The organism is Burkholderia sp. BCC1638, assembly GCF_902833195.1.
Lineage (GTDB): Bacteria > Pseudomonadota > Gammaproteobacteria > Burkholderiales > Burkholderiaceae > Burkholderia > Burkholderia diffusa.
On record NZ_CADFEC010000008.1, the window covers coordinates 44,324 to 71,034 of the forward strand.

Sequence of the window (26,711 nt, forward strand, 5' to 3'; positions counted from 1 at the left end):
CGCTACGGCAAAAACCCGCGCGCCGACCGACGGGCGGAATCAGCGCATGCCGGGCATCATGCCCTTCAGGCCGCGCATCATCTTCTGCATGTTGCCGCCCTTCAGCTTCTTCATCATCGTACGCATCTGGTCGTACTGGTTCAGCATTCGGTTGACCTCCTGCACCGGCACGCCCGCGCCGGCTGCAATGCGGCGCTTGCGCGTCGCCTTGATGATTTCGGGTTTCGCGCGCTCGGCGGGCGTCATCGAGCTGATGATCCCTTCCATGCGGCGGATCTGCTTCTCGGCCTGGCCCATGTCGGCGCCGGCCGCCGCCTGCTGGAACTGCGCGGGCAGCTTGTCCATCAGCGACGACAGGCCGCCCATGTTCTTCATCTGCGAGATCTGCGCGCGGAAATCGTTCAGGTCGAAGTCTCCGCCTTTCTTTACCTTGTCGGCGAGCTTCTGCGCGGCCTGCACGTCGACGCCGCGCTGGGCCTCCTCGACGAGCGCGAGGATGTCGCCCATGCCGAGGATCCGGTTCGCCATCCGGTCCGGGTGGAACACCTCGAGGCCGTCGAGCTTCTCGGCGACGCCGACGAACTTGATCGGCTTGCCCGTGATGTGGCGCACCGACAGAGCGGCACCGCCGCGCGAATCGCCGTCGAGCTTGGTCAGCACGACGCCGGTGAGCGGCAGCGTGTCGTTGAACGCCTTCGCGGTGTTGACCGCGTCCTGACCGAGCATCGCGTCGACGACGAACAGCGTTTCGGCCGGCTTCAGCGTGCCGTGCAGCGCGGCGATTTCCTGCATCATCGCCTCGTCGATACCGAGGCGGCCGGCCGTGTCGACGATCAGCACGTCATGGTAGTGGCGCTTCGCCCAGTCGACGGCCGCGAGTGCGATGTCGACGGGCTTCTGGTCCGGCGTCGACGGGAAGAAATCGGCGCCGACCTGTTCGCTCACCGTTTTCAGCTGCATGATGGCGGCCGGGCGATACACGTCGCACGACACCGTCAGCACCTTCTTCTTGTACTTCTCGCGCAGCAGCTTCGCGAGCTTGCCGGCGGTCGTCGTCTTGCCGGCGCCCTGCAGGCCGGCCATCAGGATCACGGCGGGCGGCGTGACGGCGAGGTTCAGCTCGGCGGCCTTGCCTTCGTAGTCGCCGCCGATCACGGCGGTCAGTTCCTTCTGGACCACGCCGACGAGCGCCTGACCCGGCGACAGGCTGCTGATCACTTCCTCGCCGAGCGCCTTTTCCTTGACCTTAGCGATGAATTCGCGGACGACGGGCAGCGCGACGTCGGCTTCCAGCAGCGCGAGACGCACCTCGCGGAGCATCTCCTGGGTGTTCGCCTCGGTGAGCCGGGCCTCGCCGCGCAGCGTCTTGACGACGCGCGCCATCCGTTGAGTGAGATTGTCGAGCATGGGGAGCGATGGACAGTGGGGCCCGAAGGCGCAACGGAACCGAACAAAGGGAGCCGTCGCGGGAAGGGGGCCTAGTGTAAACTTCGAACATGGATATTGTACTGTATGCCCTCACCGCATTCCTGTACGGCGGCCTCGCCGTCGCAGGCTGGCGCACGCACCGCCAGGGCGCGACCTCGCTCGTCGCGAGCGTGCCGGCCGTGCCGGTTCCGGCGTCCGCCGCGTCGGGGATGAGCGGGGCCGGCCGCGCGCTGCTGTTCGCGGCGCTCGTCGCGCACGGCGTGCTGCTGCACATGACGATTTTTCCGCACGACGCGATGGTCTTCGGCTTCGCGTTCGCGCTGTCCGCGATGTTCTGGCTCGGCGCCGGCATCTACTGGATCGAGAGCTTCTTCTTCCCGCTCGACAGCCTGCGCCTGCTGGTGCTGCCGCTCGCGTGCGGCGCGTCGCTGCTGCCGCTCGTGTTCGGCGGTGTGCGGGTGCTGCCTTATGCCGCAGCGCCGCTGTTCAAGATGCACTTCCTGATCGCGAACATCGCGTACGGCCTTTTCGCGATCGCCGCGCTGCACGCGGTCCTGATGCTGATGGTCGAGCGGCGTCTGCAGTCGTTGAGGAGCGGCGGGCGCGACGGCTCGACCGGCTGGATCGCGAGCTGGCTCGAAACGCTGCCGCCGCTGCTCACGCTCGAGAAGCTGCTGTTCCGCCTGATCGGCGCCGGCTTCGTGCTGCTGACGCTGACGCTCGCGTCGGGGATCCTGTTCAGCGAGCAGGTCGATGCGCGCGCGCTGCGGCTCGATCACAAGACCGTGTTCGCGGTGCTGTCGTGGCTGATGTTCGGCGGTCTGCTGGTCGCCCACAAGACGTCGGGCTGGCGGGGGCGCGGCGCCGCGCGCTGGGTGCTCGTGTCGTTCGCCGCGCTGCTGCTCGCGTATGTCGGCAGCCGGTTCGTTTTCGAGGTGCTGCTGCACCGCTCCGTGGTTTGAACGCAGGTTTCCGATGCGACAGATTCTTCTCCTGATCCTTCTCTTCTTCGCGGGTTCGTGGCTCACGCGCAAGCTGCGCCAGGCCCAGGAGCACGCGCAGGCGCGCAACGGCCGAGGTGGCGGCTTCGACGGCGCGCCCGGTTCCGGCAGCGCCGGGACGGCACGCCCGAACGGCGATGCGCGCTCGCTGCCCGAACCAATGGTGCGTTGCGCCGAATGCGGCGTGCATACGCCGAAGGGCGACGCCGTCGCCGCGGGTGGCGAATACTTCTGCAGCACCGAGCACGCGCAGCGCCACGGCGCACACGCGAGCGGCCGCGACGCCCGATGAGCGACGCAGCGCTGCTGTCGGTCGACGCGCACGGCTGGGTGCGCGAAGCGCGCCACGCGCCGTCGCCGAATTTCGAGGCGCGGCCCGCGGGCGCGGTGCCGACGCTCGTCGTCGTCCACAACATCAGCCTGCCGCCCGGCGAGTTCGGCGGCGACGCGATCGAGGCGCTGTTCCTGAATCGCCTCGATTGCGATGCGCACCCTTATTACCAGAGCCACCTGCGCGGCGTACGCGTGTCCGCGCATTTCCTGATCCGTCGCGACGGTGAGCTCGTGCAGTTTGTGTCGTGCGACGAGCGGGCATGGCATGCGGGCGCTTCCGAGTTCTTCGGCCGGCCGCGCTGCAACGACTTCTCGATCGGCATCGAGCTCGAAGGCGCGGACGACGTGCCGTTCGACGCGGCGCAGTACGCGACGCTCGGCGTGCTCGCGCGCACGCTTGCCGCGCGCTATCCGATCGATGCGGTGGCCGGGCATTCCGACGTCGCGCCGGGCCGCAAGACCGACCCGGGACCGCACTTCGATTGGCAACGCTTCGCAGGCGATGCCGGCTTTTCCGCCGAATACTTTCCTTTCCGTCAGCACTGAGCGCAGGGTTTTTTGACCGGGGAAAGTTTTTTCTCCGACCAATGCCTTGTCGTGTCTGCGCGCGAGCGATGTCAAGACCTCCATCGCAAATTATCCGTTTTGACCTCGTCCGAATGTCCACTATACTTGGTGCCAGTTGAGCAGTTCTGTACTAGATATAGTGTGTGTCGCAGGGGAAACCCGAGCGGCACCGGCCGGCGGGCAACGCCGGCGGACAGGGTTCTCAGGGCGGCGCGCCAGGCCGGGCGGTCCGGGCGTCGCGATCAAGCGCAGCGAACTTCGACGGGGCAGGGTACACATGACGAAGCACACGACCGGAACGGTTGTCGCGCATCGACCGAGCCGGCTTCCCCGACGCATCGCTCGCCTCTTACCGCTCGCGCACGCCATTGCGCAGCGTTCGTTTTAATCCGCGGTTCTCTCCGCACCATCCAACACCAGGAGCTTTGCACATGCAAACCACCGACAACGCGACGTCCCAGTACGAGAGCGCCTCGAGCCGTCCGCTCGGCGGGACCGAACAGGGCGCACAGGCGCTCGCGCCGCAGGCCACGTTCGCCGACTACAAGGTGATCCGCCGCAACGGCAGCGTGGTGTCGTTCGAGCCTTCGAAGATCGCGATTGCGGTGACCAAGGCTTTCCTGGCCGTCAACGGCGGGCAGGGCGCGGCATCGGCGCGCGTACGCGAACTCGTCGAGCAGCTGACGCACAACGTCGTGCGCGCGCTCGTGCGCAGCCGTCCGAACGGCGGTACGTTCCATATCGAAGACATCCAGGACCAGGTCGAACTCGCGCTGATGCGCGGCGGCGAGCACAACGTCGCGCGTGCGTACGTGCTGTATCGCGAGAAGCGTCACCTCGAGCGTCAGCATGCGGGCGAGGAAGCAGCGGCCGTGGGCGGTGAGTCGAGCACCGGCATCAACGTCGTCGACAATGGCGTCACGCGTCCGCTCGACATGAACGCGCTGCGTGCGCTGATCGTGTCGGCGTGCGACGGCCTCGGCGCTGCGGTTAACCCTGACCCGATCGTCGCGGAAACGGTGAAGAACCTGTACGACGGCGTGCCGATGAGCCAGGTCTACGACTCGGCGATCCTCGCTGCGCGCACGATGATCGAAAAGGATCCGGCATACAGCCAGGTCACGGCCCGCATCCTGCTGCACACGATCCGTCGCGAGATCCTCGGCGAGGAAGTGGTGCAGGCCGACATGTCGGCCCGCTACGCCGAATACTTCCCGCAGTTCCTGAAGCGCGGCGTCGACGCCGGCCTGCTCGACGACAAGCTGCTGCAGTTCGACCTGAAGCGTCTGGGCGAAGCGCTCGACGCGAACCGCGATCTGCAATTCGGCTACCTCGGCCTGCAGACGCTGTACGACCGCTACTTCCTGCACGTCGACGGCACCCGCATCGAAATGCCGCAGGCATTCTTCATGCGCGTCGCGATGGGCCTGTCGCTGAACGAGATCGACCGCGAAACGCGCGCGATCGAGTTCTACAACGTGCTGTCGAGCTTCGACTTCATGAGCTCGACGCCGACGCTGTTCAACTCGGGCACCCACCGCTCGCAGCTGTCGTCGTGCTACCTGACGACGGTCGCGGACGATCTCGACGGCATCTATGAAGCGCTGAAGGAAAACGCGCTGCTGTCGAAGTTCGCCGGCGGTCTCGGCAACGACTGGACGCGCGTGCGCGCACTCGGCTCGCATATCAAGGGCACGAACGGCAAGTCGCAAGGCGTGGTCCCGTTCCTGAAGGTCGTGAACGACACGGCCGTCGCGGTCAACCAGGGCGGCAAGCGCAAGGGCGCGGTGTGCGCGTACCTGGAATCGTGGCACCTCGACATCGAGGAATTCCTCGAGCTGCGCAAGAACACCGGCGACGACCGCCGCCGTACGCACGACATGAACACGGCGAACTGGATTCCCGACCTGTTCATGAAGCGCGTGATGGAAGGCGCCGACTGGACGCTGTTCTCGCCGTCGACCTGCCCGGATCTGCACGACAAGTTCGGCGCGGAGTTCGAGAAGGCTTACACGGCTTACGAAGACAAGGTCGCGCGCGGCGAGATCAAGCTGTTCAAGAAGATCCCGGCGCAGCAACTCTGGCGCAAGATGCTCGGCATGCTGTTCGAAACCGGCCACCCGTGGATCACGTTCAAGGATCCGTGCAACGTGCGCTCGCCGCAACAGCACGTCGGTGTCGTCCATTCGTCGAACCTGTGCACGGAAATCACGCTGAACACGAGCGACACCGAAATCGCGGTGTGCAACCTGGGCTCGGTGAACCTCGTCGCCCACCTGGTGAAGCAGGCCGACGGCAGCTACGCGCTCGACCACGACAAGCTGAAGCGTACGATCAGCGTCGCGATGCGCATGCTCGACAACGTGATCGACATCAACTACTACGCGGTGCCGAAGGCGCGTAACTCGAACCTGAAGCACCGTCCGGTCGGCATGGGCATCATGGGCTTCCAGGACTGCCTGCACCTGCTGCGCACGCCGTACGCGTCGGAAGCGGCCGTCGAGTTCGCCGATCGTTCGATGGAAGCGGTCTGCTACTACGCGTACTACGCGTCGACCGAGCTGGCCGAGGAACGCGGCCGTTACTCGAGCTACCGCGGCTCGCTGTGGGATCGCGGCATCCTCCCGCAGGACACGCTGAAGCTGCTGACGGAAGCGCGCGGCGGCTACGTCGAGGTCGACACGTCCGAGTCGCTCGACTGGACGACGCTGCGTTCGCGGATCGCCGCACACGGCATGCGCAACTCGAACTGCGTCGCGATCGCGCCGACGGCGACGATCTCGAACATCATCGGCGTGTCGGCATGCATCGAGCCGACCTTCCAGAACCTGTACGTGAAGTCGAACCTGTCGGGCGAATTCACGGTGGTCAACGAGTACCTCGTTCGCGACCTGAAGGAACGCGGCCTGTGGGACGAAGTGATGGTTGCCGACCTGAAGTACTTCGACGGCATGCTGTCGCGCATCGACCGCATCCCGGCCGACCTGCGCGCGATCTACGCGACCGCGTTCGAAGTCGACCCGACGTGGCTGGTCGAAGCGGCGTCGCGTCGTCAGAAGTGGATCGACCAGGCGCAGTCGCTGAACATCTACATGGGCGGCGCGTCGGGCAAGAAGCTCGACGAGGTCTACAAGCTCGCATGGCTGCGCGGTCTGAAGACGACCTACTACCTCCGCACGATGGCGGCGACGCACGTCGAGAAGTCGACGGTCGCACACGGCGCGCTGAACGCAGTGCCGACGAGCGGCGGCTCGAGCAGCGGCGGCGCGCAAGGCGCGGCAGGCGGCTTCGGTGCGGCGGGCGGCGATGCATCGTCGGGCGCGATCAATGCTGCACCGGCGCTGGCGCCGGTCGAAGCAGACGGTCCGGTGTGCACGATGCGTCCGGGCGATCCGGGCTTCGACGAGTGCGAAGCCTGCCAGTAACGCGGCGCGCATGACCTGAAGAAGGTTCGGGCGGCGCGCACGGCAACCGATCGAGGTTGAAGTGTGCGCCGCTCTCTACTAAAAAAATGATAAGGAATCTGTAACGCGGCACTTGCGTTGCAGGCAGTGACAAGCGATCGAAACATCCCCGACGACGTCGCGTTTCGATCAGCGTTCGATGCGTCGAGCGCACCTCGCGATACATGCGTGACACGCGTCGCGCTCTGCATGAACGACGATGCGTTGCTCAAAGTGTTGTATCGAGGTCGCAACGCGAATCGAAAAAAGGATTTTTCGTGAGCGAACCCTTTTATCGCTCAGGAAAAGATGGTACAAACCGTTCTAAATTGATGGTGAGAATTTATGCTCAACTGGGATGACGAGAAGACTGCCGTAACCCCCGCGAGCGGAGCGCAGCAAAACGCGATGCGCACCTCCGCAGGGATGGCTGTCGGACTGCAGGCTGCAACGCCTGCCGCCCATCAGGTCCGCGACATTTTCGAAGGCGATCTTGCGGTGCCGCCGCAAGCATCGGCTGTTCCCGCTGGCGGTTCGGAAGCGCGGGTCAATGTCGCCGACAAACGCATCATCAACGGCCAGACTGACGTCAATCAGCTGGTGCCGTTCAAGTACAAGTGGGCGTGGGAAAAGTATCTGGCGGGTTGCGCGAACCACTGGATGCCGCAAGAAATCAACATGTCCCGCGACATCGCACTGTGGAAGGACCCGAACGGTCTGACCGAGGACGAGCGCCGCATCGTCAAGCGCAACCTCGGCTTCTTCGTGACGGCCGATTCGCTCGCCGCGAACAACATCGTGCTCGGCACGTACCGCCACATCACGGCGCCCGAATGCCGGCAGTTCCTGCTGCGCCAGGCGTTCGAGGAAGCGATCCACACGCACGCGTATCAATACATTGTCGAATCGCTCGGTCTCGACGAAGGCGAGATCTTCAACGCGTACCACGAGGTCACGTCGATCCGCGCGAAGGACGAATTCCTGATCCCGTTCATCCACACGCTGACGGACCCGGCCTTCAAGACCGGCACGCTCGAAGCGGATCAGAAGCTGCTGAAGTCGCTGATCGTGTTCGCCTGCATCATGGAAGGCCTGTTCTTCTATGTCGGCTTCACGCAGATCCTCGCACTCGGCCGCCAGAACAAGATGACGGGTGCTGCAGAGCAATATCAGTACATCCTGCGTGACGAGTCGATGCACTGCAATTTCGGCATCGACCTGATCAATCAGATCAAGCTCGAGAACCCGCATCTCTGGACCGCGGAATTCCGCGCCGAGATCCGCGAGCTGTTCAAGCAGGCTGTCGAACTCGAATACCGCTACGCCGAGGACACGATGCCGCGCGGCGTGCTGGGTCTGAACGCGTCGATGTTCAAGAGCTATCTGCGCTTCATCAGCAACCGTCGTTGCCAGCAGATCGGCCTCGATCCGCTGTTCCCGAACGAGGAAAACCCGTTCCCGTGGATGAGCGAGATGATCGACCTGAAGAAGGAACGCAACTTCTTCGAGACGCGTGTGATCGAGTATCAGACGGGCGGTGCGCTGTCCTGGGAATAACCCGCAGCAGCGAACCCGTCACATGATGGAGCAGCCGGCGGCCTCTCGGCCCCGGCCCAAGGTTTAGGAGCAAGAACGCCTGATGCAAAGCATGCCCGGTGCCTTATCGGCCCAACGACATGATCGGCACTTTGCGAACCCTTCAGTGGGATGGGCAAACTTCCCTCCGGAAAAAGCGGACGGCCGTGTGGCGGTCCGCTTGATCAAGCGATTAGGGGTAGCGGCGCGAGGTGCGCCGGCTACCGACTTGATTTGGCGCGCGAGGCCATGGGGTCACGCGCGCCATACCGTATTCATTAGCGTAAGCGCGTGGTATCCGCGTACGCCGATGAATAGCCCGCTTCGAAGCGCACGTCCTGAACAGCGTCCGCGGGAAGCGGGTTTTGACGAAGGGTGTAGTTTGAACTGACTCTCATCTGAACCTGAAGGAGAACAACATGGCTACTGCCAAGAAAAAACCGGCTGCTAAGAAGGTCGCTGCCAAGAAGACCGTTGCGAAGAAGGCTGCTGCTCCGGCGAAGAAGGCTGCTGCGGTGAAGAAGGTTGCTGCGAAGAAGGTCGCGGTGAAGAAGGTCGCCGCGAAGAAGGCAGCACCGGCGAAGAAGGCCGCTGCGAAGAAGGTCGCGGCAAAGAAGGTCGCAACGAAGAAGGTTGCAGCCAAGAAGGTCGCTGCGAAGAAAGTCGCGGTGAAGAAGGTTGCCGCGAAGAAGGCCGCACCGGCGAAGAAGGCCGCTGCGAAGAAGGTTGCAGCCAAGAAAGTCGCAGTGAAGAAGGTTGCTGCGAAGAAGGCCGCACCGGCGAAGAAGGCTGCTGCGAAGAAGGCCGCGCCGGCGAAGAAGGCTGCCGCGAAGAAGGCTGCGCCTGCGAAGAAGGCCGCTGCGAAGAAGGCTGCGCCTGCCAAGAAGGCTGCGCCTGCGAAGAAGGCTGCCGCTGCACCGAAGGCTGCCGCACCGAAGGCCGCTGCCCCGGCGAAGAAGGCTGCTGCTCCGAAGAAGGCCGTCGTGAAGAAGGCTGCACCGGCAACCACCGCGTCGACCGCATCGGTCGCGCCGGCATCGGGCGTGAAGACCGCGCTCAACCCGGCAGCGGCATGGCCGTTCCCGACCGGCAGCCGTCCGTAATCGCGGCTGACCAGTACCACCCGGACACTCACGTGGTGTCCGCGGGTTGAGTAGCGCTACTCAATCGGTCCCGCCATCTGGCTCAGGTGGCGGGATTTTTTTCGTCCGTATTCGTCGATGCGTCGACCGGCTGCCGGGCACGGACGAAAAAAAAACGCATGTGCAGCTTCGCACATGCGTTCGACCGCGGCTTGCGCCGCGTGCTGAGGATGCTCGTTAGTGCGTGACGCGCGTGACGCCGCCGCTCGACAGCAGTCGCACACGCTCGCCGGCGCGGAACACTTCGCCGCTCGCCGCCTGCGTGATCGAGCGCAGGTCGCCGTTGTCGAGGCGCACGGTGATCTCGACACCGTTCGCCGTGCTGAGGTTTTCGCCGACCGCGTTGCCCGCGACCGCGCCGACGAGACCGCCCGCGATGGCCGTCAGGATCGACCCCTTGCCGCCACCGATCGCGCTGCCTGCGACCGCGCCGAGCGCACCGCCACCGAGCGTACCGATCGCGCTGCCGCCGCCGTCGGACTGGATGCGCACGGCACGGACGCTTTCGACCGTGCCCATGCGGACGGTCTGTTCGCGCTGCGCCTGACCGACGCTATAGACATCTGCCGAGCCCGGCGCCGTGAAGCAGCCCGCGAGCGTCAGCGTGGCCGTCAGCATGGCGGCGAGCGTGAGGGTTTTCTTGGTCGTCATTTTTGCTCTCCCACAATATTCATTTGAGACTGTACCCGAAGGCAGCCTCGAAACGCGCGTCGATTTCGGCGCGCGTCAGTGCGTAAGTTTGAGGCCCCTGGTGGGCGATCTTGATCGAGCCCATCAGGCTCGCGAGGCGGCCCGTGGTTGCCCAGTCGAGGCCATTCTCGATGCCGTACAGCAGGCCGCCACGGAAGGCGTCGCCGCAGCCGGTCGGATCGACGACACGCTCGGCTTGCACGACCGGAATCTGTTCTTCGCCGTTTTTGTGAAGAATAGTGGAGCCGTGCTCGCCGCGCGTGATGATCAACGCCTGAACCCGGCTGGCGATTTCCTGTTCGGACCAGCCCGTCTTGTCGCTGACGAGTTTGCCCTCGTAGTCGTTGACCGCGACGAAGGTCGCGAGTTCAATGATGCGGCGCAGCGTCGCACCATCGAACAGCGGCAGGCCCTGGCCCGGATCGAAGATGAACGGGATGCCGGCCTTCGCGAATTGCTCGGCGTGCTGGACCATCCCGTCGAAGCCGTCCGGCGCGACGATGCCGAGCTTCACGCCCGACACTTCGTCCGCGCGGTTCAGGTGCGACTGCATCATCGCGCCCGGGTGAAATGCGGTGATCTGGTTGTTCTCGAGATCGGTCGTGATCATCGCCTGCGCGGTGTGCGTTTCGGGCACCACGCGCACGCTGGCCTTGGACAGGCCGAGGCTGTCGAGACGCTCGAGATAGCGATCGGCGTCGTTCGCGCCGACCGTCGCCATGATGCGCGCGTCGCCGCCGAGCATGTGCAGCGCGTAAGCGATGTTCCCCGCGCAACCGCCGAATTCGCGACGCATCGTCGGCACGAGGAAGCTCACATTCAGAAGGTGAACCTGGTCGGGCAGGATGTGCTCGCGAAACCGGCCTTCGAAGGTCATGATGTTGTCGTAGGCGAGCGAGCCGCAAATCAGCGTAGTCAAGGCGTGCGTTCCTGTAGAGAGCAAAAGGAAGCGGCCGCCCGGCCGGTGCGCCGAGGCCGTCGGGCCTCGCGCGGCAGCGCCGGGCGGCAGCGGGTTACTTCAGTGCGGCGAGCGCTGCGTCGTAGTTCGGCTCGTCCTTGATCTCGCCGACGAGTTCCGCGTGGATCACCTTGTCCTGCGCGTCGAGCACGACGACCGCGCGGGCCGTCAGGCCGTTCAGCGGGCCGCTCGTCACGTCGACGCCATACGCGTTCGCGAACGCGCGGGCGCCGCGGAACGTCGAAGCCGTCACGACGTTCGCGAGGCCTTCCGTCGTGCAGAAGCGCGTGGCGGCGAACGGCAGGTCGCCGGATACGACGATCACGACCGTGTTGTCGAGCGACGACGCGGCTTCGTTGAACTTGCGGGTCGACGTTGCGCAGGTCGGCGTGTCGAGGCTCGGGACGATGTTCAGCACCTTGCGCTTGCCGGCGAAGCTGGCGAGCGACAGATCGGCGAGGTCCTTGCCGACCAGCTTGAAGTCGGGGGCTTGCGAGCCGACGGCCGGGAACGTGCCGGCGAGATCGATCGGGTTGCCACCCAGCGTAACTTTGCTCATGTTCGTGCTCCGAAATAGCGCGCCGCTGCGGCGCGCGGGTTGAGACGGCGCGCATGCGCGCGCCGCGGGGCGTCACGGATAGAAGATCTGGACGCGGAAATTCGAGGCGGGCGCGCCGTTCGTGTCGAGACGGACGACCATCGTCCGCGTCGTGCCGGGCGGCAGCCCGGCGTCGATCGGCGTGCCCGGGCGGACGTAGTCGCGCGGCGCGAGCACGCGGCGCACGGTCACGTGATTCGTGTCGTCGAGCAGCGTCAGCTCGAGCGACGGGTAGGCGAGTGCGACGCGGTAGCGGTTCGTCAGCGGCACCTTCAACTCCAGCACGCGCGGGCCGTCGATCTGGCGCAGGTCGGCCGCGTCGAGCCGCAGGCCATCGATTGCGCGCGGCGGCGTCACCGTGCAGCCGAGCGGCGCGCACGCCTGCCGGAACCAGCCTTGCGTGACCGGCCAGTAGATCATCACGGTTTCGCGCTGCCACCACGCGAGTTGCGCGACGAGCAGCACCGCGAGCGCGGCGGCGACGAGTCCGCCGAAAAAGCCGCCGAGCATCCCGCGTCGCTGCGGCGCGCGCGTCTCGCGGGTCACGGCGAAGTGCGGGCGATCGTCGTCGGCCAGTGCGGCGGGGAAGGGCGCGGCCGGTTGGACGGCCGCTTCGCTGGCCGCCGCGGCCGGTGCGGGGGCGCGCTCGTCGGCGTCGGCGCTGGGTTCAGGGACGGCTTGCGCCGGCGTGAATGCGAAGCGCGGTTCGCGCGGTGCGCGTTCGTCGTCGGGTACGGAGAAGTGCGCGTTGCCAACAGGTTCGTCCGCGTCGGCCGCCGACGGCGTGTGCGCGACGAAGCGCGGTTCGCGCAGGTCGGGTTCGGCGGGTGGCGTGGCCCGCGATGCGCCGGATGAGTCGGTTTCGTGGCGCGCCCAATCCGGCTCCGCCGACGCGACAGCGTGCAGTTCGGCCGGAGCCGATGCGATCGGGGCAGGCGTGCCGGACAGGTGGACGACGCCAGCGTCCATGGCCGGCGGCGCGAGCGGCACCAGCGGCTCGGTGCGCACGGTCTGTACGTTGTGCTGCAGGGACGGATCGACGCCGGCATCGAGCCACGGCGCCCACATGTCCCAGCCTTCGGGCTGGTAGTCGGAGCCGGACGTCGGCTCGACCGGTGCGTCGGTGGCGAAGAGCCGTGCGGGCGCGGCTTCGTGTTGCGGTACGGCGGCGGCCGGCCCGGCCGGTTCCGCTTCGGTCAGCGCCGGCTCGGGAACGAGCGACTGCGCCGCGTTGAAGACCTGATGGCAGTGTCCGCAGCGCACGAGCCCGTCATGCAGCGAGAGCTGTTCCTGCTGCAGCCGGAAGACGGTTTCGCAATGAGGGCAGCGCGTCGCAAGAAGCATGTCGAGCCGGGCGGCCTGCTGGCCAGAGTGAAGGACAGCGCTATTCTAATGGCTTTCCCGCCGCGTTCCGGCGAGGCATACCCAACCTTCGTGTTCGCGCCAGACCGAGATGTCGACGTAGCGCGCATAGACGGCCGCGACTTCGTCCGCCTGGCGCGCGAGCACACCCGACAGCGCGATGCGCCCGCCCGGTTTCACCTTCGATGCGAGCATCGACGCCATCAGCTTCAGCGGGTTCGACAGGATGTTGGCGACGACGATGTCGAATTCGCCGGCCGGGCATGCGTCGGGCAGCCCGTACGTGACTTCCGCGTGGTTGCGTTCGCTGTTCTGCCGCGCCGATTCGACCGCTTGAGGATCGATGTCGATGCCGACCACGGGGTTCGCCCCGCATTTCTTCGCGAGGATCGCGAGAATGCCCGAGCCGCAACCGTAGTCGAGCACGGACTGGCCGGGCTTCACCGACTGTTCGAGCCATTCCATGCACAGGCGCGTGGTCGGGTGGCTGCCCGTGCCGAATGCGAGGCCGGGGTCGAGTTCGAGGATCAGCGCGTCGGGGTCGGGTGCGTCGTGCCACGACGGCACGACCCAGATCCGCTCGCCGATCGGAATCGGCTCGAATTGCGACTGCGTGAGCCGCACCCAGTCCTGTTCCTCGACTTCGCGTACGTCGAACTTCGGCGTCTCGGCGACGCCGATCTCGTTCGCGGCCGCCGCGAGCAGCACGGCCGGATCGTGATCGGGCGACAGCAGCGCGATCACGCGCGAGTGCTGCCATGCGGTGCGTTCGGGAACGAGGCCCGGCTCGCCGAAGAGCGGCTGTTCGTCGGGCGTGTCGGCGTCGGCGTCCTCGACGGACACCGACAGCGCGCCCAGGTCGAGCAGCGCGTCGGACAGCGCCTCCGCATGCTCACGGGCCAGTTCGACGACGAGTTCGCGATAGCTCATGCTTACGCTTCTTCCGGTGCGACCTGCTGCTTCTGGGCGAGCCGGTGTTCGAGATAGTGGATGCTGGTGCCGCCTTCGACGAACTTCGAGTCGATCATCAGCTCGCGGTGCAGCGGGATGTTGGTCTGGATGCCTTCGACGACCATCTCCGACAGCGCGATGCGCATCCGGCGGATCGCCTGGTCGCGCGTCGCGCCGTAGGTGATCAGCTTGCCGATCATCGAATCATAGTTCGGCGGCACGAAATAGCCATTGTATGCATGCGAGTCGACGCGCACGCCGGGGCCGCCCGGCGTATGCCACGACGTGATCCGACCCGGAGACGGCGTGAACTTGAACGGATCTTCCGCGTTGATCCGGCATTCGATCGCATGTCCGCGGAACTGGATGTCGCGCTGGCGCAGCGCGATCTTCTCGCCGGCTGCGATGCGGATCTGTTCCTGGACGATGTCGACGCCCGTGATCATCTCCGACACCGGGTGCTCGACCTGCACGCGCGTGTTCATCTCGATGAAGTAGAACTCGTTGTTCTCGTACAGGAATTCGAACGTGCCCGCGCCGAGATAGCCCATCTTCTTGCACGCGTCCGCGCAGCGGTCGCCGATGCGCTCGATCAGGCGGCGCGGAATGCCGGGCGCCGGCGCTTCCTCGATCACCTTCTGGTGACGGCGCTGCATCGAGCAGTCGCGCTCGCCGAGCCAGATCGCATTCTTGTGCGCGTCCGACAGCACCTGGATTTCGATGTGGCGCGGGTTCTCGAGGAACTTCTCCATGTACACCTGCGGGTTGCCGAACGCACGGCCGGCTTCCTCGCGGGTCATGTTGACCGCATTGACCAGCGCGGCCTCGGTGTGCACGACGCGCATCCCGCGCCCGCCGCCGCCGCCCGCTGCCTTGATGATGACCGGATAGCCGATCGCGCGGGCAATCTTCACGATCTCCTTCGGATCGTCCGGCAACGCGCCTTCCGAACCCGGCACGCACGGCACGCCGGTCTTGATCATGGTCTGCTTCGCGGTGACCTTGTCGCCCATCAGGCGGATCGTTTCCGGACGCGGGCCGATGAACGTGAAGCCCGACTGCTCGACGCGTTCCGCGAAGTCGGCGTTCTCCGACAGGAAGCCGTAGCCGGGGTGGATCGCCTCGGCATCGGTGACTTCCGCGGCGCTGATCAGCGCCGGCATGTTCAGGTAGCTCAGGTTCGACGGGGCCGGGCCGATACAGACGGCTTCGTCCGCGAGGCGGACATACTTGGCTTCCTTGTCGGCTTCCGAGTAGACAACCACCGTCTTGACGCCGAGCTCGCGGCACGCGCGCTGGATGCGCAGCGCGATTTCACCGCGGTTGGCAATGAGGATTTTTTCAAACATAGCGAGTATTCGTCTCTTCGAGGGGCGCGCGAACGGCGCCTGGCGAGCATCGGCGGTGCGCGGCCGGACAGGCCGCGCGGCGGGCTTAGCCGATCACGAAAAGCGGCTGGCCGTATTCGACGGCCTGGCCGTTCTCGACGAGGATTTCCTTGATCACGCCGGCCTTGTCCGACTCGATCTCGTTGAGCAGCTTCATCGCTTCGATGATGCAGATGGTCTGGCCTTCCTTGACCGTGTCGCCGACCTGGGTGAACGGGTCCGCGCCCGGCGACGGCGCGCGATAGAACGTGCCGACCATCGGCGACGTCACGACGTGGCCTTGCGGCACGGCGGGCGCGGCAGCGGCGCCTGCGGCCGGCGCGGCAGCCGCGCCTTCGGTCGGCAGCGCGACCGCCGGGGCCGGTGCGCTGACCTGCGGGGCAAATCCGCCCGTCGGCTGGACATAGACCGGCGGCGCGTTCTTGACGATACGCACCTTGCCTTCGCCTTCCGTCACTTCCAGCTCGGAGATGCCGGATTCGGAGACGAGGTCGATCAGAGTTTTCAGCTTACGAAGATCCATCGGGAATTCCCCTTTCAATACGTGAAAGCGCCGGTGGGACCGGCGCTGAATCTAGATCGCGAAATCAGCCGCGCGACGCGCCTTGCAGCTTGTCGAGCGCGTACTCGAGCGCGTACAGATAACCTTTCCAGCCGAGCCCGCAGATCACGCCTTCGGCCTGGTCGGAAAAGTAGGAGTGGTGCCTGAACGTTTCGCGGCGGTGCACGTTCGACAGATGAACCTCGACGAACGGGATGCCAACGCCGGCGATTGCGTCCCGGATCGCGACGCTCGTGTGCGTATACGCGGCGGGATTGATCAGGATGAAATCGGTCTGTTCCTCCCGCGCGGCCTGGATGCGGTCGACGAGCGCGCCTTCATGGTTACTCTGGAACGACGACAGTTCGGCGCCGGCTTCCTGCGCCCGCGCGGCAAGCGCCTGATCGATCTGCGCGAGCGTGACGCGGCCGTACACCTCCGGTTCCCGGGTGCCGAGAAGGTTCAGGTTGGGGCCGTGCAGCACCAGCAATCGTGTCATGGTCGCTTCTATTTCTGCGGAATTGCGCGAACTTTAGCGCTATTTAGAGAAATTTGTCTAGTTTTGCCGAACGGCCGCGCGCGCCGGACCTGCAAGAATTACCGGTGCGGCCGCAAAGTATCAGCGAATTCCCGTGAAATTGCGCCGATCGACGCACAAATCACCGCCAACGCGCAGGCAGCCGTTCAGGGCGATCACAACGCGTCGAGGGTCTTTTTCAGCTCGGCCGGTTGGATTTGTCCCAATTTTGTCTCGCGAATCTTGCCGGTTTCGTCGATGACGATCGTAAACGGCAGCGCGCCGGCGGTATTTCCAAAATTACGGGCCAGATCGGCGCCCGCATAACCGCTGACGAAAACCGGATAGTCGACCTTCACCTTCTGCAGAAAGTTCTTCACGTTCTGGTCGGAATCGACGCCGATCCCGATGAAACGGATCCCCTTCTGCTTGTATTGGTGCGACAGCGCGACGAGTTCCGGCATCTCTTCGACGCACGGGCCGCACCACGACGCCCAGAAATTGACCACGACCTTCTGGCCCTTGAAGGAAGCGAGCGTCGCCGGCTTTCCGTCGACGCCGGTCAGCGACGCGGCCCACAGCTGGTCGACCGGGCTGCCTTTCGCGGCGGATGCGGCGACGGCCACGCCGTCATCGGCGCTGCCGCCGCGGAACCAATGGCCGGCGGCGAGCCCGCCGGCGACGGCGGCGGCCGCGACCACCGCGAGCGCCAACATGCGTTTCATCATCATCGTTGAATCATTCCGGTTCGGAAGGGGCGTTGCTGGCCTCGAGCAGCGCGCGCAACACGGTGGCGTCGGCGCGGGCGACCCGGCCGCGGGCGTCGGCCTTGACCGCGCCGCGCAGGTCGTCGCTCGCGTAGAGCGCGACGTGAATGCCGATCGCGTCCACGTCGCGCCGCGGGCGCCACAGGAAGCTGAGCGTCTCGACGTCGGCGCGACCGGCGAAATGCCGCGTTTCGGACACGTCGTACTGAACGTTCTGGTTCAGCAGGTAGATCGCGACGTCCTTCGGGTTGTCGGTGAATATCTGCAAATGGATGTCCGAATGCGCGTTCGCGGTTCCATTCAGCACCGCGCCCGTCACGTACGGATTGAACTCGGCGAGCCGGCGCATCCAGTCGAGCGCGATCTCGCGCAGGCGGCGCAGTTCGTCCGGCTGCGTGTCGCTCTGGAACAGGGCGAGGTACTCGCGCAGTTCTTCCTCGATCAGGTCGTTATCCGGCAGCCATTCGCCGGCAACGCGCGTATCGCCGAACAGCTGGCGCGCGGCCTTGCGTTTCGCGCCGGCGTAATCGAGGCCGTCTTCCGCGATCAGGCGGGCGGCGGACTGGGCAATTTCCTCGCGGGCGCGCCGCGGGTCGACAAGAGGTTTGCGAGACATGATCCGGCAATCATACTCGATCGCCGCCACGGCCGAACGCGGTGCGGCCGGGTGCCGCCCGCCGCGCCGCGCGGCGTTCGGAACCATCGTTCGGGCCGCCGGGCAGGGCGGGCCGTCAGTTACAATGACGGTCTTTGTGTCGCGGCGAAAGTCGTTGGCCGGGCGGCCTGTCCGGCGTGCCGCAGACCTTCCTTTCCGAATCGACGGCGCCCGGCGGCGCGAAAGCATTCATCTATGCACATCCATATTCTTGGCATCTGCGGCACCTTCATGGGCGGTCTCGCCGTGCTCGCGCGCGAGGCGGGCCACACGGTGACGGGTTGCGACGCGGGCGTCTATCCGCCGATGAGCACGCAGCTCGAAGCGCAGGGCATCACGCTGATCGAGGGCTACGGCGCCGAGCAGATCGACGTGAAGCCCGACCTGTTCGTGATCGGCAACGTCGTCACGCGCGGCAACCCGCTGATGGAGGCGATCCTCGATCGCGGCCTGCCGTATGTATCGGGCCCGCAATGGCTCGGCGAGCACGTGCTGGCCGGCAAATGGGTGCTGGCGGTCGCGGGAACGCACGGCAAGACGACCACGTCGTCGATGCTCGCGTGGCTGCTGGAAGATGCCGGCCTGAACCCGGGCTTCCTGATCGGCGGCGTGCCGCTGAACTTCGGTGTGTCGGCGCGGCTGACCGATTCGAGTTTCTTCGTGATCGAGGCCGACGAATACGACACGGCGTTCTTCGACAAGCGCTCGAAGTTCGTCCACTACCGGCCGCGCACCGCGGTGCTCAACAATCTCGAGTTCGATCACGCCGACATCTTCCCGGATCTCGCCGCGATCGAAACGCAATTCCATCACCTTGTGCGCACCGTACCGGGCGTCGGCCGGATCGTGACCAACGGCCGCTCGGACGCGCTGGAGCGCGTGCTCGCGCGCGGCTGCTGGAGCGAGGTCGAGCGCTTCGGCGTCGACGGCGGCTGGCAGGCGCTGCCTGCCGAGGACGGCGTGCCGGTCGACGAGCGTTTCGCGGTGTATTCGCAGGCCGAGCGCGTCGGTGAAGTCGCGTGGCAGGTGCAGGGCGACCACAACCGGATGAACGCGCTCGCGGCGATCGCCGCCGCGCGCCACGTCGGCGTGCCGCCCGCGCAGGCTGCCGAATCGCTCGCATCGTTCCGCAACGTGAAGCGGCGCATGGAAGTGCGTGGCAGCGTGGACGGCGTGACTGTCTACGACGACTTCGCGCACCATCCGACCGCGATCGAAACGACGATCGCCGGTCTTCGTGCGCGCATCGGCCGTCAAAATTCCCGCATTCTCGCCGTGCTCGAGCCGCGTTCGAACACGATGAAGCTCGGCGTGATGAAGGCGCAACTGCCGGCAAGCCTCGCCGACGCCGACCTGGTGTTCGGCTACGGTGCCCCGGCCGGGCGCGATGCGCTCGGCTGGAACCTCGGCGACGCGCTCGCGCCGCTCGGCGACAAGGCCCGCGCGTTCGACGATCTCCACCTGCTGGTGAAGTCGGTCGTCGAGGCCGCGCGCCCGGGCGACCACGTGCTCGTGATGAGCAATGGCGGCTTCGGCGGCGTGCACCAGAAGCTGCTCGACGCGCTCGGGAGCCGCGCGTGATCCTGTACCTGCACGGATTCCGGTCGACGCCGGAGTCGCAGAAGTCGCGGCTCCTTGCCGCGCGCATGGCCGAACTCGGCCGCACGCACGAGTGGCGCTGCCCGTCGCTGTCGGTGTCGCCGCTCGAGGCGATCGCCGTCGCGGAAGCCGAGGTGGCCGGTGCGCGCGACGTGACGGTGATCGGCAGCTCGCTCGGCGGCTACTACGCAACCTGGCTCGCCGAAAAGCACGGCTGGAAGGCGGTGGTGCTGAATCCGGCGATCGTGCCGCAACGCGATCTCGAGCAGTATCTGGGCGAACAGCCGCTGTGGCACGGCGGCGGGTCGATCGTCGTCGAACGCCATCACCTGCACGAGCTCGATGCGTTGCGCGTGCCGGCGATTTCGCGGCCCGAACGCTACTATCTGTTCGCGGCGACGGGCGACGAAGTGCTGGACTACCGCGAGATGCTCGCCCATTACCCGGGCGCGAAAACGCGCGTGATCGAAGGCAGCGATCATGGAATCAGCGAATTTGCCGACTATGTCGACGACGTTCTCGCCTTTTGCGACGAAAGAACGTCATGAACCCGGCGTCATGCCGATCGAATTCCCATCATCATGCGGCGCCGCCGATGCGGCGCCCGGCAGTCTGAACGAGAGTACTGAGTGAACGTTTTCTTCGAGGAATCGGGCAGTTTCAAGGCGGGCAGCGTGCTGTCGCGCCAGGGCGACGCATTTCAGGTCGAGTTGCCCGGCGGGCGGCGTGCGAAGGTCCGTGCAAAGGACGTGCTGATCGAATTCGAGAAGCCGGCCGCGAGCGAGCTGATGCAGGAAGCCGATACGGCCGCGCAACAGATCGACCTGGATTTCCTGTGGGAATGCGCGCCGGCCGAGGAATTCGCATATACGGCGCTGGCCTCGGAATATTTCGGCGCGACCTACGGCCCGGTCGAGCGCGCGGCGCTTGTGCTGCGGCTGCACGGCTCGCCCGTCTACTTCCGCCGCAAGGGGCGCGGCCAGTATCAGCGGGCGCCGGAGGAGCAGCTCAAGATGGCGCTCGCGTCGCTCGAGCGCAAGCGCCAGCAGGCGCTCGTCCAGGCGCAGTATGAAGAGGAACTGAAGGCCGGCAAGCTGCCGGAAGCGTTCGCGGGCAAGGTGCTCGGGCTGCTGACGCGGCCGGACAAGAACGCGATCGAATACAAGGCGATGGAAGCGGCGGCCGGGGCGCGCGGCGTGTCGCCGGCGCGGCTGATGCTCGACTGCGGCGGCATCGCGTCGCCGCGCGCGCTGCACGAGGCGCGCTTCCTCGCGGAATTCTTCCCGCACGGCACGGGCTTTCCCGCCGTCACGGTCGGCCCGCTGCCGGACGACCTGCCGCGCGCGGACGTCGAGGCGTTCTCGATCGACGACATCACGACGACCGAAATCGACGACGCGTTCTCGGTCGAACACCTGTCCGACGGTCGCGTGCGGATCGGCGTGCACATCGCGGCGCCGGCGCTCGGCATCGTGCGCGGCGACGCGGTCGACGCGATCGCGCGCGCGCGCCTGTCGACCGTCTACATGCCGGGCGACAAGATCACGATGCTGCCGGACGACGTCGTCGACGTGTTCACGCTGAAGGAAGGCGATTACCGCCCGGCGCTGTCGCTGTACATCATCGTCAACCGCGAGACGCAGGAGATCGTCGCGAACGAGACGCGTGCCGAACTCGTGTTCGTGAAGAACAACCTGCGCCACAACACGCTCGACGAGCTCGTCAATGAAGAGACGCTCGCGGCCGGCACCGGCGACTACCCGCACAAGGACGACATCGCCGTGCTGTGGCCGCTCGCGCAGGCGCTGTTCGAGAAGCGCCAGGTCGCGCGCGCGGGCTACGGCCTGAAGCGCGAAGTGCAGCGCAACACCGACTACAACTTCTACGTCGAAGGCGAGCACGTGACGATCACGCCGCGTCGCCGCGGGTCGCCGCTCGACCTGATCGTGTCGGAGCTTGCGATCCTCGCGAACTCGACGTGGGGCGCGTTCCTGCACGATCACACGGTGCCCGGCATCTATCGCTCGCAGCGCGGTTTCGGCGCGCCGGGCCCGAAGCGCACGCGGATGCAGACGACGGCCGCGCCGCACGAAGGCCTCGGCGTCGCGCAGTACGCGTGGAGCACGTCGCCGCTGCGCCGCTACGTCGACCTCGTGAACCAGTGGCAACTGCTCGCGTGCGTGCAGCACGGCGTCACCGCGAAGCTCGCCGCACCGTTCAAGCCGAAGGACGCCGACCTGTACGCGGTCGTGCAGGGCTTCGACGACACCTATACCGCCTACGCCGACTACCAGCGCCGGATGGAGTACTTCTGGTGCCTGCGCTGGCTCGCGCAGGAGCAGAAGAAGCAGGTCGTCGCGAGCGTCGTGAAGGGCGACCTGGTGCGCCTCGAGGAAATCCCGCTGCTGCTGCACGTGCCGGGGCTCGGCGTGCATGCGCGCGGCACGCGCGTGCTGCTCGACGTGATGTCGCTCGACGAGCTGACGATCGAGGCGTCGGTGCGGCTTCTGAACGTGCTCGACGCGCCGACCGTGACGAGTGGTGACGCGGCCGACGACGAAGACGAGACCGAAGGCGGCGACGACACGCTGGTCGATGCGGAAGACGCGTCGGCGGAAGCCGAGGCCGAGGCACTGGCCGAAGCGGACGGCGCGGCGGTCGAAGGCGGCGAGGCCGCGAGCGGCAACGGCCAGGAAAGTGAAGAGAGCGAAGAGGGACGCGCATCATGAACGCAGCCGCCTCGACGAGCGGCGCCGACCGCTACGTGGTGTTCGGCAATCCGGTGGCGCACAGCAAGTCGCCGTTCATTCACTCGCAGTTCGCCGCGCAGACGGGCGAGGCGATCGTCTACGAGCACCGGCTCGCGCCGGTCGACGGCTTCGAGGCCGCCGTGCGCGCGTTCATCGCCGAAGGTGGCCGCGGCGCGAACGTGACGGTGCCGTTCAAGCTCGACGCGCATGCGCTCGCCGATACGCTGTCGCCGCGCGCGGCGGCGGCGGGCGCGGTGAACACGCTGCGCATCGAAGCCGACGGCCGCATCTACGGCGACAACACGGACGGCGTCGGCCTCGTGCGCGACATCGAATCGAATCTCGGCGTGTCGCTCGCGGGCGCGCGCATCCTGCTGCTCGGCGCGGGCGGTGCGGCGCGTGGCGTCGTGTTGCCGATGCTCGAGCGCGCGCCGCTGTCGATCACGATCGTGAACCGCACCGCGAGCAAGGCCGAGGCGCTCGTCGGTCAGTTCACGCAGGCCGCGCACGATGCGGGCTGCGTGCTGTCGGGCGGCGGCCCGGACACCGTGCGTGCGGAACCGTACGACGTGATCGTCAACGCGACGGCCGGCAGCCTCGACGCGGCGCTGCCGGAGTGCGACGCGGCGGCGTTCGGCGCGGGCACGCTCGCGTACGACATGATGTACGGCGCGCAGCCGACCGTGTTCATGCAGCATGCGGCGTCGCTCGGCGCACGCACGGCCGACGGGCTCGGGATGCTGGTCGAGCAGGCGGCCGAATCGTTCTTCATCTGGCGCGGCGTGCGGCCGGACGGCGCACCGGTGCTGGCCGCGCTGCGCCAGGCGCTCGCGGCGGCCTGACCGGAGCGCGGCAGGTGGTGGCGGTAAGCGGCACGCAGCGCACGCGGACGATCAGCCCGACCCGCTGGATCGTCTATGCGGGTTCGGTGTTCGCGGGCGCGTGGCTCGCGACGCAGCTGTTCTATCTCGTGCAGATCGCGCTTTGGTCGTTCATCAATCCGGGTTCCACCGCGTTCATGCGGACCGACGCGTGGTGGCTGTCGCGCGACAATCCGCCCGCGCGGATCCAGCACCAGTGGGTGCCGTACGACCAGATCTCGCGCAACCTGAAGCGCGCGCTGATCGCGTCGGAGGATTCGACCTTCGCGACCAACAACGGCTATGACGTCGACGCGATCCTGCAGGCGTGGGAGAAGAACAAGGCGCGCGGCCGGATCGTCGCGGGCGGTTCGACGATCACGCAGCAACTCGCGCGCAATCTGTTCCTGTCGCGCGAGAAGAGCTACATCCGCAAGGGGCAGGAGCTGATCATCACGTGGATGCTCGAGACGGTGCTCGACAAGGAGCGAATCTTCGAGATCTACCTGAATTCCGTCGAATGGGGCCGCGGCGTGTACGGTGCCGAGGCCGCCGCCCGCTATTACTACAGGATTCCCGCGAGCCGGCTCGGCGCGTGGCAGTCGGCGCGCCTCGCGGTGATGCTGCCGAAGCCGCGCTGGTTCGACGCGCACCGCGGCTCGGCCTATCAGGCGCAGCGCGCGGCCGTAATCGCCCGCCGGATGGGCGCGGCCGAACTTCCGCAATCGCAGTGAGCGGCGCGCCCGCGCCGTCACATTGTCCGTTCCGTCGCCGGCGCGCCATTGGTGCGCTGCAGCGCATTCATGTCGCCCGCATTTCGGGACATATCCATTAGACGAATTCGTCTATTTCGCTTTACTGAGCAATGCCAGCCCGCGCGGGATTTTGTTTGCCGATATGGCACGAAATCCACGCGGTTTTAGTGTTTCCGGGTAAACGCGAAAGCAGTTGAAAGGCTGCCGAAAAACAATGGTTCGTTAATCGAAGCATTCCTGAAAGGTGTGCACCGCACCGAGCGGTGCTCGAATATTTCCAAATTTTTCAAAGCCGACCCGCTCACGTATATTGGCCAGCGCCTCGGCTTATCGGCCGCAATCGAGGCGGGGGGCGGCTTACCCGGCTGCTCGACACAAAAAACATTCGAGAGAAGGAAAGCAACGATGCCAGCGAGCAAAGCGAAGCTGTTGTTGGGAGTTGTGTTCTCTTCGCTGATTCTGACGGCCTGCAACGACGACGTGTCGTCGTCCTCCGCAGCAGGTACCGACAATTCAGCCGATCCCGCCGCTCAGGTGGACAAGCCGTACAACGATCCCAACAGTTATTCGTCGAGCGCGACCGCGTCGCTCGACGCGTCCGCCGCGGTCGAAAAGGCCGCCGTCACCCATCACCAGATCACGCTGAACGGCAAGACGATTCGCTACACGGCCACCGCCGGCCACCTCGTCGCGCGCAATCCGCAGACGGGCGCGCCCGAAGCATCGTTCTTCTACGTCGCGTACACCGCCGACAACCAGCCCGCGGCGAAACGGCCCGTCACGTTCCTGTACAACGGCGGCCCCGGCTCCGCATCGGTGTGGCTCCATCTCGGCTCGTTCGGTCCGAAGCGGATCCAGACGGGCGACCCGAACGCAAACGCGTCGACGTTCCCGTTCGTCGACAACGCGGAAAGCCTGCTTGATACGACCGACCTCGTGTTCGTCGATGCGATCGGCACCGGCTTCTCGGAGGCGATCGCGCCGAACACGAACCAGACGTTCTGGGGCGTCGACCAGGACGGCGGCGCGTTCCGCGACTTCGTGACGCGCTACATCGCCGTGAACCAGCGCGACACTTCGCCGAAATACCTGTTCGGCGAGTCGTACGGCACGCCGCGCACCGACGTGCTCGCGAACCTGCTCGAGACGGCCGGCGTGAAGCTCGACGGTATCGTGCTGCAGTCGTCGATCCTGAACTACAACGCGAACTGCGACATGGCGAGCGACTATGTCGGCAACTCGAACAACGGGGCGAGCCCCGTGAGTTGCGCGGGCTTCGTGCCGTCCTACGGCACCGTCGGCGCGTACTACCAGCTCGACAACCCGAACCCGTCGAGCCTGCCGCAATACGCGGACCAGATGCGCCAGCTGACGGCCGGCGGTTACGTGCCCGCCGTGAACGCGTACCTCGCGAGCCACACGCCGCCCCCGCCGACGCTCGTCACGACGATGGTGAATTCGACCGGCGTGAAGCAGTCGCTGTGGAACGCGGACTTCAACGTCGTCCCGACCTTCTTCGACAACAGCTTCCAGGTGTCGCTGATCCCGGGCACGCTGATCGGCCGCTACGACGCGCGCGTAAACGTGCCGTCGTCGAGCCCGCTCGCGGCGGACGGTGACCCGTCGAGCACGTTCATCACGAAGCCGTTCACCGACACGATCGGCAGCTACCTGCCGAACGTGCTGAAGTACAGCGCGCAGTCGGCGTATTCGCTCAGCAGCAATGCGATCCAGACCTGGGACTGGACGCACGACGGCCTCGCGATGCCCGACACGATTCCCGATCTTGCGGCTGCGCTGACGCTGAATCCGTCGCTGAAGGTGCTGTCGCTGAACGGGTATCACGACATCGCGACGCCGTTCTACCAGACCGAGCTTGACCTCGCGCGGCTCGGCGCGCAACCGAACCTGACGATCAAGGACTATCAGGGTGGACACATGGTCTATCTCGACGATACGTCGCGTCCGCAGGAGAAAGCCGACCTCGTGACTTTCTACAACGCGGCCGCGCACTGATGCGATGTGCGGGCCTGGCGACGCGCGCCCGTGGCGGCGCCGTTCGCCGGCCGTCGACGACCTCATTCCAGACTGGAGCCTGACATGAAGAAACGTTTCATCGTCGTTGCCGCCGCGCTCGCGTGCGCCGGCGTTGCAGCATCCGCATCGGTGTCCGCGTTCGCGCAGGCGAGCGACGCCGCCACCCCGGCGCGCGCGCGCCAGGCGCAGCTCGGCGATCCATACGTGCCGCCGGCCGCGCGCAAGCCGACCGCCGGCACGCAGACGACGGGCGCCGCGCTGCACGCGCAGGTGGTGCGCAAGCTCGCGCGGCAGTTCGGCGCGGCCGATACGCAGAACACCGGCTCGATCACCGAAGCGCAGGCGCGCGCGGCCGGCCTCGGCTATGTCGCGAATCACTTCCGGCAGATCGACGCGAGCGGTAGCGGTCGCGTGTCGTTCTCCGACGTGCAGCGCTACATGCAGGCGCGCAGCACGAGCCAGCAGTAAGCGCGGCGCGCATGACCAATACGGGGGCGGAACCCGCGACGTGTCGGGTTCCGCCCCCGTGCGCATGGCGCGGCCGTTTCGCGACGGCCACCGCAGCACTTTGCCGGTTTATCTCATTATCTGGACAACGCATTCAAATATTGGAGACGAGTGCGTGCGCTCCTACAATCCGAAGCACATCGACAGCTTCGGACCCACGCATCGCGCGGCGCCCGACGCACACGGAGACACATTCCATGAAGTTCGCCGGGCGCTTTCCTCGGTGCATCGACCGCCGCGTTGCCGCGACGCCCGACCTCGTTCCGGCGTCGCGACGGCGGCTTCAC

General features: G+C 66.2%; 25 protein-coding genes. 14 read left to right on the forward strand and 11 right to left on the reverse strand.

Features of this window, described 5'->3' with window-relative positions; translation table 11 throughout:
* Positions 1-39 precede the first annotated feature (39 nt).
* Positions 40-1,407 (reverse strand): signal recognition particle protein, encoded by a 1,368-nt coding sequence (ffh, locus tag HWX22_RS11830; RefSeq protein WP_059465333.1) that lies wholly within the window; start codon positions 1,405-1,407, stop codon positions 40-42.
* An 89-nt stretch (positions 1,408-1,496) separates the two neighbouring features.
* Here ffh and ccsA point away from each other — a divergent pair, with 89 nt between their 5' ends.
* The 7 genes from ccsA to HWX22_RS11865 all read left to right on the forward strand — a co-directional run bounded on the left by ccsA (position 1,497) and on the right by HWX22_RS11865 (position 9,450).
* Positions 1,497-2,390, forward strand: coding sequence for a cytochrome c biogenesis protein CcsA (ccsA, locus tag HWX22_RS11835; RefSeq protein ID WP_059535204.1), 894 nt, complete (start codon positions 1,497-1,499; stop codon positions 2,388-2,390).
* Positions 2,391-2,403: 13 nt separating this feature from the next.
* Positions 2,404-2,721 (forward strand): PP0621 family protein, encoded by a 318-nt coding sequence (locus HWX22_RS11840; protein WP_059700725.1) that lies wholly within the window; start codon positions 2,404-2,406, stop codon positions 2,719-2,721.
* Positions 2,718-3,308 carry a 1,6-anhydro-N-acetylmuramyl-L-alanine amidase AmpD gene (ampD, locus tag HWX22_RS11845; protein WP_059608190.1) on the forward strand — a complete coding sequence of 197 codons (591 nt, stop codon included), beginning with the start codon at positions 2,718-2,720 and terminating at the stop codon, positions 3,306-3,308. Before HWX22_RS11840 ends, ampD begins: the two co-directional genes overlap by 4 nt.
* Positions 3,309-3,760: 452 nt before the next feature.
* Positions 3,761-6,754, forward strand: coding sequence for a ribonucleoside-diphosphate reductase subunit alpha (locus tag HWX22_RS11850; protein ID WP_059820706.1), 2,994 nt, complete (start codon positions 3,761-3,763; stop codon positions 6,752-6,754).
* A gap of 363 nt (positions 6,755-7,117) precedes the next feature.
* Positions 7,118-8,329 (forward strand): ribonucleotide-diphosphate reductase subunit beta, encoded by a 1,212-nt coding sequence (locus HWX22_RS11855; protein ID WP_059535212.1) that lies wholly within the window; start codon positions 7,118-7,120, stop codon positions 8,327-8,329.
* A gap of 82 nt (positions 8,330-8,411) precedes the next feature.
* Positions 8,412-8,738 carry a hypothetical protein gene (locus HWX22_RS11860; protein ID WP_082725592.1) on the forward strand — a complete coding sequence of 109 codons (327 nt, stop codon included), beginning with the start codon at positions 8,412-8,414 and terminating at the stop codon, positions 8,736-8,738.
* A 28-nt stretch (positions 8,739-8,766) separates the two neighbouring features.
* Entirely contained in the window at positions 8,767-9,450 is a 684-nt protein-coding gene (locus HWX22_RS11865) for a histone H1-like DNA-binding protein (RefSeq protein WP_059451920.1), read from the forward strand.
* A 216-nt stretch (positions 9,451-9,666) separates the two neighbouring features.
* Here the strand turns inward: HWX22_RS11865 and HWX22_RS11870 are convergent, their stop codons facing one another.
* The 10 genes from HWX22_RS11870 to HWX22_RS11915 all read right to left on the reverse strand — a co-directional run bounded on the left by HWX22_RS11870 (position 9,667) and on the right by HWX22_RS11915 (position 17,877).
* Positions 9,667-10,140, reverse strand: coding sequence for a glycine zipper 2TM domain-containing protein (locus tag HWX22_RS11870; protein WP_059820708.1), 474 nt, complete (start codon positions 10,138-10,140; stop codon positions 9,667-9,669).
* A 19-nt stretch (positions 10,141-10,159) separates the two neighbouring features.
* Positions 10,160-11,098, reverse strand: coding sequence for a carbohydrate kinase family protein (locus HWX22_RS11875; protein ID WP_059689104.1), 939 nt, complete (start codon positions 11,096-11,098; stop codon positions 10,160-10,162).
* Between the two features lie 94 nt (positions 11,099-11,192).
* Complete coding sequence (tpx, locus tag HWX22_RS11880; RefSeq protein WP_059535219.1) at positions 11,193-11,696, reverse strand: thiol peroxidase; 504 nt, start codon at positions 11,694-11,696, stop codon at positions 11,193-11,195.
* 72 nt (positions 11,697-11,768) lie between these two features.
* Positions 11,769-13,079 carry a DUF3426 domain-containing protein gene (locus HWX22_RS11885; RefSeq protein WP_175911078.1) on the reverse strand — a complete coding sequence of 437 codons (1,311 nt, stop codon included), beginning with the start codon at positions 13,077-13,079 and terminating at the stop codon, positions 11,769-11,771.
* A gap of 45 nt (positions 13,080-13,124) precedes the next feature.
* Complete coding sequence (gene prmA / locus HWX22_RS11890) at positions 13,125-14,027, reverse strand: 50S ribosomal protein L11 methyltransferase (protein WP_059535223.1); 903 nt, start codon at positions 14,025-14,027, stop codon at positions 13,125-13,127.
* A gap of 2 nt (positions 14,028-14,029) precedes the next feature.
* On the reverse strand, positions 14,030-15,397 hold the full coding sequence (gene accC, locus HWX22_RS11895; protein ID WP_059535225.1) for an acetyl-CoA carboxylase biotin carboxylase subunit: 1,368 nt from the start codon (positions 15,395-15,397) through the stop codon (positions 14,030-14,032).
* Between the two features lie 85 nt (positions 15,398-15,482).
* Positions 15,483-15,959: an acetyl-CoA carboxylase biotin carboxyl carrier protein gene (gene accB, locus HWX22_RS11900; RefSeq protein ID WP_059535226.1), complete on the reverse strand. Its 477-nt coding sequence runs from the start codon at positions 15,957-15,959 to the stop codon at positions 15,483-15,485.
* Between the two features lie 64 nt (positions 15,960-16,023).
* On the reverse strand, positions 16,024-16,476 hold the full coding sequence (gene aroQ / locus HWX22_RS11905; protein ID WP_175915696.1) for a type II 3-dehydroquinate dehydratase: 453 nt from the start codon (positions 16,474-16,476) through the stop codon (positions 16,024-16,026).
* 194 nt (positions 16,477-16,670) lie between these two features.
* Positions 16,671-17,225, reverse strand: coding sequence for a TlpA disulfide reductase family protein (locus tag HWX22_RS11910; protein WP_175915697.1), 555 nt, complete (start codon positions 17,223-17,225; stop codon positions 16,671-16,673).
* A 7-nt stretch (positions 17,226-17,232) separates the two neighbouring features.
* Complete coding sequence (locus HWX22_RS11915) at positions 17,233-17,877, reverse strand: hypothetical protein (protein WP_059535498.1); 645 nt, start codon at positions 17,875-17,877, stop codon at positions 17,233-17,235.
* A 234-nt stretch (positions 17,878-18,111) separates the two neighbouring features.
* Here HWX22_RS11915 and mpl point away from each other — a divergent pair, with 234 nt between their 5' ends.
* The 7 genes from mpl (at position 18,112) to HWX22_RS11950 (ending at position 26,385) form a co-directional block, all read left to right on the forward strand.
* Positions 18,112-19,497 carry a UDP-N-acetylmuramate:L-alanyl-gamma-D-glutamyl-meso-diaminopimelate ligase gene (gene mpl / locus HWX22_RS11920; protein ID WP_175915698.1) on the forward strand — a complete coding sequence of 462 codons (1,386 nt, stop codon included), beginning with the start codon at positions 18,112-18,114 and terminating at the stop codon, positions 19,495-19,497.
* Positions 19,494-20,063, forward strand: a complete 570-nt coding sequence (locus HWX22_RS11925) for a YqiA/YcfP family alpha/beta fold hydrolase (RefSeq protein ID WP_175915699.1) — start codon at positions 19,494-19,496, stop codon at positions 20,061-20,063. The genes mpl and HWX22_RS11925 overlap by 4 nt, the downstream gene beginning before the upstream one ends.
* Before the next feature lie 81 nt (positions 20,064-20,144).
* Entirely contained in the window at positions 20,145-22,244 is a 2,100-nt protein-coding gene (locus HWX22_RS11930; RefSeq protein ID WP_059820712.1) for an RNB domain-containing ribonuclease, read from the forward strand.
* Positions 22,241-23,107 carry a shikimate dehydrogenase gene (gene aroE, locus HWX22_RS11935; protein ID WP_175911084.1) on the forward strand — a complete coding sequence of 289 codons (867 nt, stop codon included), beginning with the start codon at positions 22,241-22,243 and terminating at the stop codon, positions 23,105-23,107. Before HWX22_RS11930 ends, aroE begins: the two co-directional genes overlap by 4 nt.
* 14 nt (positions 23,108-23,121) lie before the next feature.
* Positions 23,122-23,859, forward strand: a complete 738-nt coding sequence (gene mtgA, locus HWX22_RS11940) for a monofunctional biosynthetic peptidoglycan transglycosylase (protein ID WP_059681846.1) — start codon at positions 23,122-23,124, stop codon at positions 23,857-23,859.
* A gap of 426 nt (positions 23,860-24,285) precedes the next feature.
* Positions 24,286-25,896, forward strand: a complete 1,611-nt coding sequence (locus tag HWX22_RS11945) for a peptidase S10 (RefSeq protein ID WP_175911086.1) — start codon at positions 24,286-24,288, stop codon at positions 25,894-25,896.
* An 84-nt stretch (positions 25,897-25,980) separates the two neighbouring features.
* Positions 25,981-26,385, forward strand: a complete 405-nt coding sequence (locus HWX22_RS11950; RefSeq protein ID WP_175911088.1) for an EF-hand domain-containing protein — start codon at positions 25,981-25,983, stop codon at positions 26,383-26,385.
* The last annotated feature ends 326 nt before the right edge of the window (positions 26,386-26,711 follow it).

Bases quoted from the DNA above. Each gene is read 5' to 3' on its own strand.
- prmA (WP_059535223.1), bottom strand. From the start codon at position 14,027: ATGAGCTATCGCGAACTCGTCGTCGAACTGGCCCGTGAGCATGCGGAG.
- accC (WP_059535225.1), bottom strand. From the start codon at position 15,397: ATGTTTGAAAAAATCCTCATTGCCAACCGCGGTGAAATCGCGCTGCGC.
- HWX22_RS11885 (WP_175911078.1), bottom strand. From the start codon at position 13,079: ATGCTTCTTGCGACGCGCTGCCCTCATTGCGAAACCGTCTTCCGGCTG.
- HWX22_RS11850 (WP_059820706.1), top strand. From the start codon at position 3,761: ATGCAAACCACCGACAACGCGACGTCCCAGTACGAGAGCGCCTCGAGC.
- HWX22_RS11855 (WP_059535212.1), top strand. From the start codon at position 7,118: ATGCTCAACTGGGATGACGAGAAGACTGCCGTAACCCCCGCGAGCGGA.
- HWX22_RS11860 (WP_082725592.1), top strand. From the start codon at position 8,412: ATGCAAAGCATGCCCGGTGCCTTATCGGCCCAACGACATGATCGGCAC.
- aroQ (WP_175915696.1), bottom strand. From the start codon at position 16,476: ATGACACGATTGCTGGTGCTGCACGGCCCCAACCTGAACCTTCTCGGC.
- HWX22_RS11945 (WP_175911086.1), top strand. From the start codon at position 24,286: ATGCCAGCGAGCAAAGCGAAGCTGTTGTTGGGAGTTGTGTTCTCTTCG.
- ampD (WP_059608190.1), top strand. From the start codon at position 2,718: ATGAGCGACGCAGCGCTGCTGTCGGTCGACGCGCACGGCTGGGTGCGC.
- accB (WP_059535226.1), bottom strand. From the start codon at position 15,959: ATGGATCTTCGTAAGCTGAAAACTCTGATCGACCTCGTCTCCGAATCC.
- HWX22_RS11910 (WP_175915697.1), bottom strand. From the start codon at position 17,225: ATGATGATGAAACGCATGTTGGCGCTCGCGGTGGTCGCGGCCGCCGCC.
- HWX22_RS11840 (WP_059700725.1), top strand. From the start codon at position 2,404: ATGCGACAGATTCTTCTCCTGATCCTTCTCTTCTTCGCGGGTTCGTGG.
- HWX22_RS11915 (WP_059535498.1), bottom strand. From the start codon at position 17,877: ATGTCTCGCAAACCTCTTGTCGACCCGCGGCGCGCCCGCGAGGAAATT.
- HWX22_RS11950 (WP_175911088.1), top strand. From the start codon at position 25,981: ATGAAGAAACGTTTCATCGTCGTTGCCGCCGCGCTCGCGTGCGCCGGC.
- aroE (WP_175911084.1), top strand. From the start codon at position 22,241: ATGAACGCAGCCGCCTCGACGAGCGGCGCCGACCGCTACGTGGTGTTC.
- HWX22_RS11865 (WP_059451920.1), top strand. From the start codon at position 8,767: ATGGCTACTGCCAAGAAAAAACCGGCTGCTAAGAAGGTCGCTGCCAAG.
- tpx (WP_059535219.1), bottom strand. From the start codon at position 11,696: ATGAGCAAAGTTACGCTGGGTGGCAACCCGATCGATCTCGCCGGCACG.
- mpl (WP_175915698.1), top strand. From the start codon at position 18,112: ATGCACATCCATATTCTTGGCATCTGCGGCACCTTCATGGGCGGTCTC.
- ccsA (WP_059535204.1), top strand. From the start codon at position 1,497: ATGGATATTGTACTGTATGCCCTCACCGCATTCCTGTACGGCGGCCTC.
- HWX22_RS11870 (WP_059820708.1), bottom strand. From the start codon at position 10,140: ATGACGACCAAGAAAACCCTCACGCTCGCCGCCATGCTGACGGCCACG.
- ffh (WP_059465333.1), bottom strand. From the start codon at position 1,407: ATGCTCGACAATCTCACTCAACGGATGGCGCGCGTCGTCAAGACGCTG.